This is a genomic window from Rhizobium sp. LEGMi-198b (assembly GCF_054114205.1).
Window position 1 is genome coordinate 401,629 of the sequence record NZ_JBSYVH010000006.1, and the last position, 16,831, is coordinate 418,459.

The window sequence follows — 16,831 nt, forward strand, 5'->3', positions numbered from 1 at the left end:
TCGCCGGATATTTTTCGAGGCGGCGCCTAAGCGCCGCCGAACTTCTTGGAGATGACCGATGCGAGTTCGGCCACCGAGTCCTCATGCCAGCCATCGATATCGAGAACGGTCGTATCTGCCGCCACCGCATCGCCCCAGCCGAACAGCAGTTTGCGGGCGCGGGGATGGTTGGCCTGGCTGCGCAGCAAGATAACCGAAGGATCCTTGTTTTGCACCGGCTTATAGCTGCGCGCAGCCTCCACCAGCAGATCCGTCACCGCCGCATTGGCCTCTTCCTCAGGGGTATATTTCCCAGCCTTGACGCCGAACATTTTCAGGAGCGCGAGCGAGAAATTGAACTCCTTGAGGAACACGATCAGCGGCATCCGGCCCGACAATACCTTCTTCGTGAAGTAGACGAGGCGTTTGACGCGCCGCTCCCTGTTCCATCGTTTCTGCTCCCTTTTCGGCAGCGAGCGGAAGTAGCCTGGCGCCCATGTATCGATGATGGCGGTAAAGCTGACATCAGCCCCCTTCTCCCGCAACTGCCGGGTTACCTCCATCGCCAGCGTCCCGTTGACGCACAGCCCGGCGAGGCCAACAGGCCCGGCGCTGACATCGATCTGCATGGCATCGACCGCATAGCGGGCAATATCCTCGAGCCGCATACCAGCCAGGTTTCCGAGATCGGTATTGAACATGTTGATGTTGTGAACCGACACCGTATCCGGCAATTCGTTTGCCAGGCGGTAATAGAGGAAGGGATGGTTGAGCGTATAAACCGAGGCCGGCCCTGTGCCGCGTTTGCAGGTGATCATTTCCCAGGGATTGGCGATCGCGGCGGCGGGTTCCTCCGCCTTCGGCGTGTCGAAGATCGCGGCGGCAAAGCCCTCGAGCGTCGGCTCCTTGAACAGAAGTTCCAGCGTCGGCTTGACGTTGAATTTGTCCCGCACGGCCGACAGCAGCCGCAGCGCCAGCAGGGAATGACCGCCGAGCGCGAAGAAATCGTCCTTCGGCCGTACCTGCGGAACTTGGAGAATGTCCTGCCAGAGGGCCGCCAGCGCAGCCATCTTCTTCGCCACCGGCGTATCGGCCGAAGCCTGGCTCCCGGAAAGCTCCGTTGCCGATGCGTCCTTGGCGGCAGCAACTGCTTGCCGTTCGGGCACGGTCAGCGACGACAGCATTGCCTCGGGATGGTCGAGGGCGACCTCATACGCCTTCTGCCAGAGCTGCAGCAGGCTTTCGATCGTGCGCGCATCGAAGAGATCGGCATTGTATTCGATCGACATGCGCCAGCCCGTCGGTCGGCCGATCATGATGAAGCTCAGATCGTAGATGACGCCGGGCGATTGCGACGGCGAGCTGATCAGCTCGAAGCCGCCATAGCGATGATCCTCCAGAAACGCCTTCTGCAGGTTGAAATTCACGGAGATCAGCGGATTACGCGAGGGATCGCGGACCGGGTTGATCAGCTCCACCAGCTTGTTGAACGGCATACGCTGATGGTTCAGCGCCCCCTCCACCGTCTCGCTGACCGAATGGATATGCTGCGCGAACGAGATGTCGGAAGAAAAATCGAAGCGCAGCACAAGATTGTTGATGAAGACGCCGATCAGATCTTCGAGATCGGAATGTTCGCGGCCTGCCACCTGTGAGCCGAACATCACGGTCTCGGCATTCGTCAGCCGATGCAGCATGGCGCTGATGATGGCGGCGCCGTAGCTGTATTGCGAGACGCGATGAGCGCGTGCGGCGGCATCCATGCGCTCGCTGAAGGCGAGAGGCTGCGCGACGGAGAGAATATTGCCGTGATTGGTCTTCACACGGCCGCGCGGATGGTCCGGCGTCACTTCGAAGTAAGGCGCGCCGGTGAGCTTCTCCCGCCAGAAGGTCTTCTCCGTCTCGAAACCGTAGCTCTGCAGATATTCCTGCTGCCAGAGAGCATAGTCGCCATATTGGAGCGGCAAATCAGGGAGGACAGGCTGCCGGCCGGCATCGATGGCGGCGGCGATTTCCCCCACTTCCCGTCCTAGCACGCGGATCGACCAACCGTCGAAGCAGCTCTGGTGGGCGGTGATGAGGAGAACCCCGCGGTCATTTTCGGCCATCAGCAGCGAGACTCGAAAGAGCCCGGGCTTGCTGAGGTCGAAAGGAGCCTGTGCCGTCTCCTCGCCGATCGACAGGATTCTTGTCTGGCGCTGATCGGCCGCCATGCTGCGAAGATCGATCACCGACATCTTGAAATCGATCCGGTCCACCGCCTGCTGGAAGGGGCGGCCTTCCCTTTCGATGAATCGCGTCCTCAGAATCTCATGACGCTGGATCACCTTGCGAAAGGCCGCCTCGATGGTCGCGGCTTTGAACGCGCCGCGAATTTCCCAGCGAACCGCAACATTGAGCGCTGGATTGCCGGGGAGCAACTGGTCGAGAATCCAGCAGCGCAATTGCGTCTGCGTGCAGGGAAACTCGCCGATGATCTCCAGATCGGCAACCTGGCCTACGGGGCTGTTTTCAACACTACTCATATTGCCCTCTCCAATCCGCGGCGTGCGCCGTTACGGAAGTCTTTCAATGATGGAACGTGGAACTGAGCCGGGTCAGCCTTGATCTCCCCTTGGCTGTCGGCAAAGGCCGCCAGTTCGGCTACCGAGGGATGACGCAGCAGATGCTTCGCCTCCAGTGGCAGGCCGGTGTCGAGCATGCGGGCGGCGATGCGGAAGATAGTCAGCGAGTCGGCACCCAGCGCGTAGAGATTGTCGTCGACGCTGATATCTCCGAGGTTCAACACCTCCTCCCAGATCGTCAGGATCCGCCGCTCCGTCTCTGTCTTGGGTTGAACCTTGACGACTGCAGCCTCGCGCTGTGGCACGCCGCGCAACTGCAGGGTCTTCCGGTCGAGCTTGCCATTAGCGGTCTGCGGCAGCTCGCTTTCAGTCACCCAGAAGCTCGGCACCATATGGCCGGGAAGATTGGCCTTGGCATGTGCGGCAAGATTGGCCGGCGAAAGCTCGATGCCGCTGATCGTGGGTACGACATAGCAGACGAGAGAGCGGTCGCCCTTCTGGTTCTCTGCCGCGACGACGGCGCATTGGCGAACACCTTCGGCTTTGGAGACGACGGCTTCTATATCGCCGAGTTCGATGCGGAAGCCGCGAAGCTTGATCTGCTGGTCGCGCCGTCCAAGCAATTGCAGCGACCCGTCGGCCAGGCGCCGGCCGACATCGCCGGTCTTGTAGAGCCGCTTCGGCCTGCCGGTGGCGAAGCAGAACGGCACGAAGGCTTTCTCGGTAAGGTCAAGCCGGTCGAAATAACCGTTCGCCAGGCCATCGCCGCCGATATGCAGCTCGCCGGTTACGCCAATCGGCGCGATGCTGTTGTTCTGGTCGAGAATATAGAGCTGGGTGTTGGCGATCGGGTGGCCGATGGTGATCGGCTGATCCGCATCGGTGATCCGCTGCAGCGAAGACCAGATCGTCGTCTCCGTCGGGCCATACATGTTCCAGAGCTCGCCCCCGATCGCCAGCAGCGATTTCGCCAGCTCCTTCGGCAAGGGTTCGCCGCCGCAGAGCATCTTCAGGTTCGGCCGCTCCTTGAGGCCCGCCTCCGTCAGCATCTGCCAGAGCGTCGGGGTTGCCTGCAGCACCGTCGCATTATGCTCATTGATCAGCCGCACCAGCGCGAAGCCATCCTGCACCTGCAAGCGGTTGGCGACGACGACCTTTCCGCCCGATATCAACGGCAGATAGATTTCCAGCCCGGCGATATCGAAGGAGATCGTCGTTACCGCAATCAGCGTGTCATCGGCGGTGAATCCCGGCTCCTTCGCCATGGAAAGGAGGAAGTTCGTCAGCGCCCGGTGGGACACTTCGACGCCCTTCGGCATACCGGTCGAGCCGGAGGTAAAGATGATATAGGCCGGCGCCGTGGTGTCAGTCGGCAGGCTCTTCAGGGTGGCCCCCGTCATCGAGCCGATCGCCTTCGCGTCCTTGTCGGTACGGATGATCGGCGTGCCTGAGGCTGCAAGCCGTGCCATCTCGTCGCTATCGCAAATCAGGCCGCCGACGCGGGCGATATCCAGAGTCTGACGCAACCGCGGCTCAGGATGGGCCGGGTCCATGGGCACATAGGTGTGCCCGGCCTTCATGACCGCCAAGAGAGCGACGATCATTTCCAGCGAGCGCTCGACGAGAAGCGCGATGCGCTGGCCGGGCTCGGGGATCGCCATCTGCAGATAGAGGGCAAGCTGGTTGGAACGGGTTTCGAGTTCGCCGTAGGTGATCGTATGGCCGTCATGTTCGGCGGCGACGGCATGCGGATGTTCTGCTGCCTTGCGGGCGAAGAGCGAGAAGGCAAACTCATCATGATTGTAGTCCATCGCCGTATGATTGAGGCTTTCGATCAGCCAGGATTTCTCGTCCGCCGTCAGCAGCGACAGTTCGGAAACCTTGCGCTCCATATCTTTCGCGAGTGCCGCAGCCAGCGTCGAGAAATGGCCTATCCAGCGCTCGATGGTGGCGCGGTCGAAGACGTCGGCGTTGTAGTCGACATCGATGCGAATGTGATCCGCGGCCTCGATCATGTTGAAGAACATGTCGAAGTTGGAGAAGGCCTTCGCATTCGGCTCGATCGTCGGCTTCAGGTTGCCGAAGGCGCCGCCGCCGGCCATCCGCTCCAGGTTGAACTGGATTTCGGTGAGCGGCAGGCGCCGCGAGTCGCGCTTGATCCCGAGTTTGCGCACCAGCGTGCCGTAGGTGTAGTCCTGATGCTCAAACGCCTGGAAGACTAACTGTTGCGTTGCCTTCAGGTGGGTGACGAAGGATTCTGTTGACGTCACGGTCTGACGCAGCGGCAGGAGGTTGACGCAGTGGCCGACGAGGATCTGGTCACCGACCAGGCTCTGGCCCGCAGAAGGGATGGCGATGACGATGTCCTCCTGGCCGGAAAGCCGCGAGATCGTCACCTGCAGGGCGGCAAGTAGGGTGGAGAACAGCGTTGCACCCGATTTTGCTCCCGCCTTCTTCAGGGTCTTATAGACTTCCTCGCCGATGAAGCCGGTGCAGGTTCCGCCGCCAAAGCTGCGATATTCCGGGCGCGGCCGATCAAGCGGCATTTCCGGCAGATCGGGAACCGTCTTGAACTGGTCGAGCCAGAATTGCTCCGTAGCCCCGGACTTCTCCGGCTTCGGTGCGAAGTCGGTCGAATAGGTGGCGAAGGACAGAGCCGGTTCGAAGTGCGGCGTGTCGCCCTGCTGGTAGGCGGCGTAAGCCGTCGACAACTCATCGACGAACACGTTGATCGACCAGCCATCGCAGACGATGTGGTGGCCGGTGAAGACGAAGACATGCTTGTCGTGACCGAGCTTCACGATGCTGGCACGGACCAGAGGACCGTTCACGAGGTCAAAGGGTGTCAGCGCCTCGTCTTCGATGATCTGACGCAGATGAGCTTCGTTGGCACCATCGACCAGCGGCAGATCGAGTTTGAAATCCGGAATGAAATGGAAGAACTGGCCGCTGCGATCAAAACGGATATGGAAGGCATCGTGGCGGTCAACGACGGTATCGATGGCTTTGCGGAACGCTTTCTCGTCGAAAGCGCCTTCGAGCTTCAATGAAAAGGATTCGTTGAACGAGCACGAGGCTTCGTCGCCAGCCTGCGCCGCCAGCCAAATTTCCGTCTGCGCCTCCGTCAGCGGTGCGGATTGCGGCCGCGGAGCGCGCGCTACCACGGGTACTTTCGTTTCAACCGATGGGGCTGGTCTATCTTCGGCAGGGGCGAGGATTCCCACCGACTGCAGCGCGTCGAGAGTGTCGCGGAAGGCCTTGGCGATCGTCTGGAAATCCTCTTCGCTATGGGCCGTGGTCAGGAAGCATGGATAGCCTTCCTGGATGTGGACGCCGTTCAGGCGCATCTGGGCGTAGAACAGCGATCCCAGCGAATCCTGGCTGCTGAAGTCGGCGGCGAACCAGCTCTTATAGCCGTGAACGACATCGGCAATGCCGCGCCTTGCGAGTTCCGCCTTCATTTCGGCGACGAGTGCCTGGGTTCGTTCGGCGACGCGTCCATAAAGTTCCGCACCCTCACCCTTGATGTGATGCAGGACGGCATGTGCCGCGGCAAGCACCAGCGGGTGACGTACGAATGTGCCGGCAAAAAAAGTCGGGGCGGTCATGGGAACGGAGTCATCGCCGTAATTCCAGTGGCCGCCGTCGAGAGCATCCATGAAACGTGCGCTTCCAACCAAGACTCCGATCGGCATGCCGCCGCCGACAACTTTGCCATAAGTCGCCATATCGCCCTTGATGCCCCAGATCGCCTGCATGCCGCCGGGATCGACACGGAAGCCGGTGACGACTTCATCGAAGACCAGGGCGAATTCAGACTTGGTGGCGACATCACGCAGCTCACGAACGAATTCGATCGGCTGCAGTTCGGGATGACGGCTTTGGATAGGTTCAATGATAACGGCCGCAATTTCCTCAGCATTGGCGCGGATGAAATCGAGGCTTTCCGGTGCGCCGTAGCGCAGCACGGTCATGTTGGATACCGAGCCCATCGGGATGCCGGAAGCGATCGGCAAGGCGATCGGCCGGTCGGCCCGATTGCGGCCCTTGACCAGCACTTCGTCGAACTGGCCGTGGTAGTCATTGGCGAAGACCACGATGCGGTCACGGCCGGTGACGGCACGGGCGAGACGCATGGCGGCCATGACGGCTTCCGAACCGGTGTTGCAGAAGGTGACGCGCTCATGACCAGTCACTTCGGCGATCATTCCGGCGACCTCGCCGGCGAGCGGCGTTTGCGGGCCAATGGCGAAGCCGATATCGGCCTGGGCCTTGATCGCATCGATGACGAAATCCGGGGCGTGACCGAAGGCGGTCTGCCCGAAGCCGTTGACCAGATCGACGTATTTGTTGCCGTCGACATCCCAAATATGTGCGCCCTTGGAATGGTCGCAGACGATCGGGAAGACCATTTCCTTCCAGTCGGCGCGGAAGCCCGAAGCCGTGCGCGGGTCGGCAAGCCAATGGCGATTGGCCTTGGTGAAGGCCTTGGACTTGGCGTTCTTCGCTTCATAGGCGGCGGTCAGATCGGCGATGAAGGCCCGTTTCGCATTGGACATTTCCGGCGCAAGGCTCTTTGCGCCGGGACGGTAGAGCTTGATACGCTCCGTGCCGAATTCGGTCTCCGCTGTGTCCGACGCCGGCTTGACGGCTGCTGGAGCGGCAGGCGCGGCAGCAGGAGTGATGGCGGGCACAGAAACCGGCGGTGCAACTGCTGGGATTGCCGCAGCGGCGGCCGGAACCAGCGCCGTACCGCCCTGCAGGATCAGCAACTGTTGGGCAAATAGCGACTGTGCGAGCTGGATCTGCGATTGCAGCACGGCTGCCAAATCCGGCGACGCGGCAGACATCATCGGCATCGGCGCGACGGGAAGAGCCGCCGGAATAGCGATTGGTGAGGGTGCCGCTGCAGCCGGCGCAGCGGGAGCGACAACCGGCGCCGCCAGCGGCGCCGCGACTGGTTTCACGGCATCCGGCGGCATCTGCTGGTCGAGATGGAGTGCCAGATCGGCGACCGAGGGAATGTTGCTGAGCAGCTCACGGAAGGAGAGTTTAACCTTGTATTCCTTCTCAATACGCTGCGCGAACTGGCCCACGAACAGTGAGTCGAAACCGAGTTCGAGGAAAGTCACGGCCCGCTCGGTGACCCCCAACGTCTCCCCTGACATTTCGCTGAGCAAGGTCAACAGGGAGGTTTCAAGTGTGAGGACGCGATCGGAAAGGGAGAGTGGTGTTACGACGTTCATGGCTTTGTTCTCATCGACAAGGTTGACATCGGCTGCGAAAGAGGCAGCGGGCACAGGAACTTGAGCGGGCAGAGCCGGTTGGCTCGCCGCGCGGCGGGAGGATTGCGGAGCGTCGATCCAGTGACGCTGGCGCTGGAATGGATAGGTCGGCAGGCCCAGGCGCTGCTGGGCGCTGGCGGGCAGAGCCGGCCATTCCAGCGGGTAGCCGGCCATCCAGAGTTTTCCGTGTGCTTCCGCCAGGGTCTCGGAAGCAGCAAAAGCACGGTCATGCTCAGGCAAGGACTGCACGATGGCGGCAACACCGTCACGGGCAATCGTCTGCGCGGCAAAGACCGATAGCGTTCGGCCGGGGCCGACTTCCAAGAGCACGGGTTTGCGGCCACGGCAGAGCGTCATGAGCCCATCGGCGAAGTGAACTGCGTCGCGGCAATGCGTTGCCCAATAGTCCGGCGAGGTTCCGCGTTCACCGGTCTGCCAGTCGCCAGTGACGCAGGAAATATACGGCATGGTGGCAGTGCCATAGGTGGTCTTTGCCGTCTCTTCGCGCAGGGCAATAACGGCTTCATCCATCATCGCCGAGTGGAAGGCATGCGAAGTATGCAGCCGGCTGAAGGCAATGCCGGCGGATTCGAGCACGGTGCAGACCGTATCGATATCTTCGAACGGCCCCGAAATGACGGAGAGTTTCGGCGCATTGATCGCAGCGATCTCGACCTTGCCCCGCAGATGCATGGCGACGGTTTCGGCATCGGCGCGAACCGACACCATTGCACCCTGCGGCTGGTTCTGCATCAGCCGCCCCCGGTTGGCGACCAGCCGCAAGCCGTCTTCGAAGGAGATGACATTGGCGAGCGTTGCGGCGACGAATTCGCCGACGCTATGGCCGATCATCGCATAGGGCTTGACACCACGGCTCAACCACAGCCGCGCCAGCGCGTATTCGACGAGATAGAGGCAGGGCTGAGCGATGCGCGTCTCACGCTGCTCGTCGGCCATGGCCTGGGTCACCGGACCGGTATGGCAGATATAGTCGCGCAGATCGACGCCCAGCGTCATCTTCAGCAGCTCGGCGCCGCGGTCGATCCAGCGGGCGAATTCCGGCTCCGCGCTATAGAGGCCGGCGCCCATGCCGGCATATTGAGCGCCCTGCCCCGGAAACATGAAGGCGACGGGCGGTTGATCCGAGGTAATGAGCGGTTGGTAGCGCTCCGCCGTCAGGCGATCGATCGCCTCCTCCGTAGTGCTGGCGGCAATGGCAAGGCGATGGTTGAACTCACGCCGGCCGGCCTGCAGCGTATGAGCCACCCGCGTTAGAGGCAGCCCGGGATTCTTGTCGAGATGGTCAGCGAGGTTAGTGCGCATGGCCGACAGGGCGGCCGGATTGGATGCCGAAAGCGGCAGAAGATATGGTCCTTCCTGCTCATCGACAGGCTCATCGTGACGAACCGGCGGTTCCTCGACGATGACGTGAATGTTCGTGCCGCCGACACCGAACGCACTGACGCCGGCGCGGCGTGGCCCTTCCGTTTCCGGCCAATCGATCATCTCGGTCGGAATATAGAAGGGGCTGTGATCGAGATCGATGCGCGGATTCGGTTTCTCGTAGTTGGGCATGGGCGGTATCTTCGCCTTGCCCAGCGCAAGCGCGGTCTTGATGAGGCCGGTAACGCCGGCGGCGGCGTCCGTATGGCCGATATTGCCTTTCACCGATCCAAGCGCGCAGCTTGCCGGCGCGGGCGGATCCTCCGAAAAGGCACCCTTGAGGCCGCTGAATTCGATGGGGTCGCCGAGCGGCGTCGCGGTGCCGTGGCATTCGACATAGCCGATGGTTGCTGGTGAGACGGCGGCATTGGCAAAGGCTGCCGAAATCGCTTCGGCCTGGCCTTCGACGCTCGGTGCGACGAAACCGACCTTGTCGGAGCCATCATTGTTGACGCCATAGCCTCGGATAACCGCATAGATATGGTCGCCATCCCGCAGCGCATCTTCCTGACGCTTCAGAAGGACGACGCCGGCGCCGCTCGCGAAGACGGTCCCGGCAGCGTTTGCATCGAAGGGACGGCAGGTGCCATCAGGCGAGGCCATGCCGCCTTCCTGATAAATATAGCCACGCCTTTGCGGGATGGTGATCGAGACGCCGCCGGCAAGCGCCATGTCGCAACTATAGGTCAACAGGTTCTGGCAGGCTTGCGACACGGCCAGCAGCGAGGTCGAGCAGGCCGATTGCAGCGTAAAGGCGGGACCACGCAGATTGAATTTATAGGCGATGCGTGTCGCAAGCGTGTCGTTGAGTGCACCGACAAGATGTTGGAAGCAGCCGATCTGATAGTTGGAGGTAAATTCCTCCGCCTTGGCGCGATCGCCCAGAACGTTGTTGATCAGATAGGTCGGCATCGAGGAGCCGGCGAAGACGCCGATCATTCCCGAATAACGCTGCGGATCGTAGCCGCCATCTTCGAGCGCTTCCCAGCAGATTTCCAGGAAGACCCTGTGCTGCGGGTCAGTCAGCGCCGCTTCGCGCGGATACATTCCGAAGAAATCAGCATCGAACAGCTCGACATCGCGAAGATGCGGCCGGGCCGGAACAAAATTCGGCTGCGCGCGCTCCTCGTCGGTAAAGGCATCTTCGAGTTCTTCCGGCGAGAATTGCGAGAAGGCATTCCGCCCCTCACAAATCAGTTGCCAAAGCGCTTCTACCGAAGGCGCTCCCGGGAAGCGACCGGACATGCCGATAATTGCGATACCGCCCGAATCCTGATTGTCCCAATCCTGATTGCTATCGAAATCACTCTCATCGCCATTGGCATGACCGGTTTCATAATCTCTCGTCATGAAGAACTCCTGCGGAATTGGGACATGGTCTTTCTCTGAAGAGCTGCGCGCTGGGCGGCGGCGATCGCCCGTGCCGAACCCGAAGCCTTGCCGTCGACGTGGCGCGCCAATTCGCGGATCGTCGGATGCTTGAACAAGGCAACGACGTCGACGGAACGTTCGAGCTCGGCCTCAAGACCTGCATGGATTTCCATGAGCTGAAGCGAAGTTCCGCCGAGGTCGAAGAAGTTTCTGTCGAGATCGATTTTTCCCGTGCCCAGCGCGTCCTGCCAGAGCCTTGTCAGAAGTGTCTCTGTCTGGCTCTTGGCGATGGCATCAGGCGCAATCTCGATCTGCTCCATAGGCGGCGGCTGAAGCTTGGAGCGATCGACCTTGCCGGCCGGCGTCAGCGGAAATGCGTCGACGACCACGGCCGCGCTCGGGATCATGTAGGCTGGAAGTGCCGCGCGTAGCGCTGCCATGACGCTTGGCACGAAATCGGGACCTGCGCTCCCCTGACGGGGGCACAGGTAGGCGACGATGCGCTTCAGCGTCGCGCTTTGGACGTGGCAAAGGACGATGCCGTCGGCAAGGCGCGGATCGCGTCTTAGCGTGGCCTCGATTTCATCGAGCTCGATACGTTTGCCATTGATCTTGACCTGCCGGTCGCGACGTCCCTTGAAGGCGACCATGCCGTCCGCATGCAGAACGGCGAGATCGCCCGTCAGATAGTACCGCTTTTGTCCATTGTTCGTGCCGATCGTCACGAACTTCTCCGCGGTCATCTCCGGACGTTTGAAATAGCCGATCGCAAGCCCGTCGCCCGATATCGCCAACTGCCCCTCGGTCCCGTACGGGACCTCCCGCAATTCCTCGTCGAGAACGGCAATGCCCGTATGCGCGATGGCTCTGCCGATCGGCAATTCCTGCCCGGAAAAATTCGGAGGCACTTCGAATGCTGTCGCGAAAACCGTCGTTTCGGTCGGTCCATAGGCATTTGTGAGCTTGCAGCCAGGAAAGCGGTCGAGAAAACGGCGCGCATGAACCGCCGATCCGACGTCGCCGCCGAACAGGACATGGCGAAGCTGCGGCAGGTCGCCGTCCGCGTGGTCGGCAAAGACGTTGAAGAGCCCTGTCGTCAGGAACATGATGCTGACGCCGGTTTCGCGTATGAGATTGCAGAGCCGAGCGACGGAGAAGCTAGTGTCCGGCATGCCGACAAGCACACTGCCGTTGAGCAATGCTCCCCAGATCTCCAGGGTCGCCGCGTCGAAGGCGATCGTTGCCGTGTGCAGGACCACATCATCCGGCCGAAATTCGACATAGGTCTGATCCAGGACGACCCGCGAGATGCTGCGATGCGCGATCGCGGTGCCTTTCGGGCGGCCGGTCGAACCGGAGGTGTACATGACATAGGCCACATCATCGCCGCCGATCTTGACGGAAGGCCGCGGCTGGGGCGGACGGATGGTCATTTCCGCAATGATGGCGCTCGCCTCGATGACGCGGCCACGCATGCTGGGAACGATGCTGATCTTGTCGCCATAGGCCGAATCGACAAAGACGACCTTCGGCTCGCATTCGCCGATGACGTGATCGAGATGCTCGATCGGAAAAGCAGGATCGAGGGGGAGATAGGTGCCGCCGGCCTTGAGAATGGCGAGCTTGCAGACGATGGCATTGAGGCTGCGTGGCAGGAACAGGCCGACGATGTCGGCCTTGCGGATGCCGAGTTTTACGAGATAGGCCGCCAATGAGTCGGAGAGCCGGTCAAGTTCGCGGTAGCTGAGTGCCGAATCGCCGAAAACGACAGCGGTGGCGTGCGGCGCGGCCAGCGCCTGTTCATGCACCATGTCATGAAGGTTGCGGTCTCGGTCGTAATGCATGATTACGGGAGAATTGGCTTTCTCTTCAGAATCGAAATCGATCATCGCTGTGCTCCGGGCTACGTTTGCTGCCTGCGACGGCACGATATCTGTGCCTTATCGTCGCCTGCAGAATTTCACGCTGCCGGAAAATCACCAGTTGATCATTGGGATGACTGCCCTCCTCAACGAAAGTCTTAAGCCTTAGCCGACGTAGACATTTCGTCGGAGGAGGCCGCCGAGGCGGCCGCGAGCTGGCCAAAAGCATTACGGGTGAAGAAGATTGGGCGGGTCGTGCGAACGCACCCCGCCTCAAAAGGAAGTTTCTTTATTTCCGCGCATATCAAGGAGTGCAGACTACGAGGCGACTCTGCAGAGAGAATGCACCAAGGCCAGGCGCCTATTTGAATTGATAGGCCCTGACATAGTCGACAAACATGAAGCAGGGATCCGGGGCGACCATTTTGGTGACGCTGTCGACGATGCCCAGATTCAAAAGAATATACATCGGCTGGCGATGTTCCGGCAGGACTTTGGTCTTCCAAACGAATTTGCCGTCGAAATACATGCGTATGAAATCGGTATCGATCTTTACGCCGTAGGTATGCATGTCCGTCGGGCTTGTCGTTTCATAGACATTGATGCGCGAAAAATCGGACTCATGCTTGCCGCCGCGGTGCCAGACATGCACGGTGGAGGAATAGGCGCCCGGCTTGTCGCCATAGTATTCGATGACATCGATTTCGGCCGTGGATTTCGAGCGGTCCTTGCCGATCAGCCAGAAGGCCGGCCAGACGCCGGGGCCGTCCGGCAAGCGAGCGCGCATTTCGAAATAGCCGTATTCCTGTGAAAAGCCATTGCCCTTCGCATCGACCGAAGCGAGCAGACCGGAGCGCCACTCGCCCTTGCCGTCGCGCGCCGCCGTGATGCGCAACATGCCGTCTTCCGTCTTGAAGGGGAAATCGCCCTTGGGGTCGGTAAAGCGCGCGCCGCCGAAATCGCCGTTCCAGGGTGTGTGCGCGATCCAGCGGGTGCCCGGCCCCCAGGGTGAGACGCTGAGGCTGTCGAAATTATCCTCGAAGGTCAGCGTCATATTGCTGATGTCGAGCGCGTCTCCCGTGTCGCCCGCTTGCGCGGCAAGATCGCTGCCGAGCAATGCAAGCGTGGCGCCAAAGCCTGCACGCAGAAATCCGCGGCGGCCGATCGACCATGGTCGTCTATGTTTGAACAAGTGATCCATACTCTGACGCTAACGCGGCGGCGCCTATCCGGTACAGAACCCATTTCGGTTTATGCGGTACCCCAAAGGGCTTAAGCGCGGCGGAAATACAAGCCAGCCGGCGCCGTGATAGTTTTTGTCCTGATGAAATAGACGATATTTCGGAGCGGACGGCATATGAATTTCATGGGTTTACTAACGTTTGTCGTCGGCGTGGCCATGCTGGCTGCGCCCGTTCGATGGTCGTTTACCGTCATGATCCTGTCTACGGTGTTCGGTGCGGCTGCCGCCTTCAGCGTGCCGGGCCTTGGCGGCGCATCGGTTCTGGTGCCGAGCCTTTTCCTGCTGTTCTTCGGCGTGCGCTTGTTCCTGGCCTATGGCGAAGGACCGCTTTTTGCTGCCTTGGCGCCGCCGCGTCCCGGTTTCTGCCTTCTGGTGCTGACCCTCTTCGGCTTGGCAACAGCCGTCTTTTTCCCGCGGCTGTTCCAGGGCATGACGGAGACGATGACCGTCGAGCGGGCGGTAGGCGGGCGCAACTTCATTTCGCTGGTGCCGCTGAAGTTTTCGTCAAACAATATCACCCAATCCGTCTATGCGATTGGTGGCCTCGTCTGCTTTGCGGCCACTTTTGCCTTCATTCGCAAAGGCGGCACTCCCACCAATCTGATCAATGGAATGCTGGTGGTCGCCAGCGTCAATCTCGGCTTCGCCCTTGCTGACATTATTACTTATTTCAGTCACACGGAATTCCTTCTCGGTTTCGTGCGAACCGCCAACTATGCGCTGCTGACCAACGCCGAGAAAGGCGGACTGAAGCGGATCTCGGGGACATTTCCTGAAGCGTCGGCCTTTGCGGATTTCACGCTCGTGCTTTTTGCGATGACGGCCAGTCTATGGCTAAGCGGCATCAGATCCCGCGCGACCGGCATCATCGCCGGCCTGCTTCTGGTGGCCCTGATCCTCTCGACATCGGCAACAGCCCTCGTCGGCCTTGGCCTGGTCCTGCCGGTGCTTTGCCTGCAATCTTTCCTGGCTTCGCGCAACGAACCAGGCACCGGGCGGCCGGTTATGATCGTCGCCATCATGGCGGCAATGCCGCTTGTCATTCTCTTCGTCCTGATCGCCATGCCCGATCTTGCCAACGGCTTGCACGACTTCCTCGACGAGATGCTGTTCTCGAAAGCCGACAGCCAGTCCGGTCGCGAACGCTTCATGTGGAATTCCATGGCCTATCAGACATTCATCGACACCCAAGGCTTCGGCGCGGGATTGGGCAGCGCGCGTGCATCGAGCTTCGGCCTCGTGCTGCTTTCCAATCTCGGCATTCCCGGCGCGCTGATCTTTGCGCTCTTCGTGCTGCTGATCCTGAAAGCCGATACCCGGCCGAGGAACCTGCCATCCCGGGAAGCCGCGGCCGTTGCCCGGGCCGCCAAGGCCGGGTTCATCACCGTGCTGGTGTCCGCGGCCACGTCAGGCACCGTCTATGATCTCGGATTGATGTTCTACATTCTCGCAGGCAGCGTCTCCGCCCTCACGGTCCCATCTCTGGTTCGCGCGCACGACGCGCCGGCGGCGCGCATGCGGCAAATTGGTATTGTCGGGAGATTGCCGTGAAGATTGTCGTATTCAACGTCAAATACAGCGAAAATCTTGGAGACGGTCTGCTGGCGCAATGCGTCGAGGCTGGGCTGACCAAGGAAGGCGGCCATATCGAGGTGGAGACGATCGATCTCGCCGGACGGGAAGGTTTCGGGACGAGCGGAGGAAGCGGCCGGCGTCAGCAGGCGCTGAAGGTGCTGCACCGGCTGCCCGGCTTCGCACGACGTTGGGCCGTGGGCTATGTTCTCGGACGCTCGCTTCGGAAATTGCGAGGCCGATGGGATGCCAAGATCGCTGCCGCGGATGCGGTGGTGATTGGCGGCGGCAATCTCTTTCAAGATGACGATCTCAATTTCCCCCTGAAAGTCGGCACCGTGCTCGATAGCGTCCGGCGCCACAATCGGCCATTGGCGATCTATGCAGTCGGTGTCAGCGGCCATTGGTCCGCACCGGCGGCGCGCCTCTTTGGCCGGCTGAAGCAGACCAATCTCGTCCACCTCTCCGTGCGCGACAGCTTCGCCCAAGACAGTTGGCGCCGGCACTTTCCTAATGGGCCGGAAGCGACGGTCGTTCACGATCCAGGATTGCTCGCACGGACGCTCGTCAGTGATGATTACAGTCCAGCGTCGCCGAAGCGCCGGCCAATCATCGGCCTGTGCGTGACGGAGCCGGTCATTCTGCAACGGCATGCCAGCCAGAAGGCCTCTGCCATTCCGCTGCAGGACATCGCCGAATATCGGGATCTCATTCGACTGTTGGTGCAGGATGGATATCGCGTGTGCTTGTTCTGCAACGGCGCCAGCGAGGACCAGATCTTCGCCCAACGAATAATGGACGAGGTCCTGATGCACCGTCTCGCCCTATCCGGCGCGCTGCAGCTCGCCCCGCGTCCACGCGCGCCGGAAGAGCTGATTCGGATCCTTCGGTCGGCCAATGTCATCCTTGCCCATCGGCTGCATGCCTGTATCGCCGCCTATTCCCTGGGGATTCCTCATGTCGGGCTGGGCTGGGACAAGAAGGTCGAGGGCTTCTTCCGATCGGTTGGCCGGCAGTCCTACTTCCTCAACGGCAGCGGGACGTCGGTATCTGATATTGCTCGATTGTTAAGGGCGGCCGATTCGGAAGGAATCGAATCGCACCACCATCGGGTGATTATGGCCGAGGCAGAAGCTGGAATTGCCGATATGCGTCGGAATCTCACCCGGAGGGATCAGAATATCGCCGCGGAGATGTCATCCGTAATACGAAATGATCATCGCGCGGCGGCATCGAATTAATACCAAGAAATTCCGGGGTAATTACCATGTATAATGAGCGATGTTAGATGCTTTAATCATATGACAGGCAAATTAATCGCCGTGTGATTTCGAAGAGAATTCACATAAGCAATATAGACTACGAGCCACGCCGAAAGTTGCGTGCTATATACTTGCCATACGTAACGTGATATACCTTCAAGGGACAGGTTATTGAGAACCTTCCCGATATGGTATTTGGTTCGGGGGCACGTATGACAACGCAGGTTTCCATAGGGCGTCTACAACAGGC

6 protein-coding genes are annotated in these 16,831 nt (G+C 60.6%); 2 read left to right on the top strand and 4 right to left on the bottom strand.

What is annotated here, in order from left to right; genetic code table 11:
- Window positions 1-26: 26 nt before the first annotated feature.
- The 4 genes from ACXHXG_RS23555 to ACXHXG_RS23570 all read right to left on the bottom strand — a co-directional run bounded on the left by ACXHXG_RS23555 (window position 27) and on the right by ACXHXG_RS23570 (window position 13,696).
- Complete coding sequence (locus tag ACXHXG_RS23555) at window positions 27-2,504, bottom strand: condensation domain-containing protein (protein WP_457900884.1); 2,478 nt, start codon at window positions 2,502-2,504, stop codon at window positions 27-29.
- Window positions 2,501-10,621 (bottom strand): amino acid adenylation domain-containing protein, encoded by an 8,121-nt coding sequence (locus tag ACXHXG_RS23560; protein WP_457900885.1) that lies wholly within the window; start codon window positions 10,619-10,621, stop codon window positions 2,501-2,503. Before ACXHXG_RS23560 ends, ACXHXG_RS23555 begins: the two co-directional genes overlap by 4 nt.
- Window positions 10,618-12,531: an amino acid adenylation domain-containing protein gene (locus ACXHXG_RS23565; protein ID WP_457900886.1), complete on the bottom strand. Its 1,914-nt coding sequence runs from the start codon at window positions 12,529-12,531 to the stop codon at window positions 10,618-10,620. The genes ACXHXG_RS23560 and ACXHXG_RS23565 overlap by 4 nt, the downstream gene beginning before the upstream one ends.
- 334 nt (window positions 12,532-12,865) lie before the next feature.
- Window positions 12,866-13,696: a glycoside hydrolase family 16 protein gene (locus ACXHXG_RS23570; protein WP_260305045.1), complete on the bottom strand. Its 831-nt coding sequence runs from the start codon at window positions 13,694-13,696 to the stop codon at window positions 12,866-12,868.
- Between the two features lie 174 nt (window positions 13,697-13,870).
- On the opposite strand from ACXHXG_RS23570, the gene ACXHXG_RS23575 reads away from it, so the two are divergent.
- Window positions 13,871-15,298, top strand: a complete 1,428-nt coding sequence (locus ACXHXG_RS23575) for a hypothetical protein (RefSeq protein ID WP_457900887.1) — start codon at window positions 13,871-13,873, stop codon at window positions 15,296-15,298.
- Window positions 15,295-16,560, top strand: coding sequence for a polysaccharide pyruvyl transferase family protein (locus ACXHXG_RS23580; protein ID WP_457900888.1), 1,266 nt, complete (start codon window positions 15,295-15,297; stop codon window positions 16,558-16,560). Before ACXHXG_RS23575 ends, ACXHXG_RS23580 begins: the two co-directional genes overlap by 4 nt.
- The last annotated feature ends 271 nt before the right edge of the window (window positions 16,561-16,831 follow it).

Excerpts from the sequence above, each read along its gene's own strand:
- ACXHXG_RS23555 (WP_457900884.1), bottom strand. The coding sequence starts at position 2,504 with ATGAGTAGTGTTGAAAACAGCCCCGTAGGCCAGGTTGCCGATCTGGAG.
- ACXHXG_RS23575 (WP_457900887.1), top strand. The coding sequence starts at position 13,871 with ATGGGTTTACTAACGTTTGTCGTCGGCGTGGCCATGCTGGCTGCGCCC.
- ACXHXG_RS23565 (WP_457900886.1), bottom strand. The coding sequence starts at position 12,531 with ATGATCGATTTCGATTCTGAAGAGAAAGCCAATTCTCCCGTAATCATG.
- ACXHXG_RS23560 (WP_457900885.1), bottom strand. The coding sequence starts at position 10,621 with ATGACGAGAGATTATGAAACCGGTCATGCCAATGGCGATGAGAGTGAT.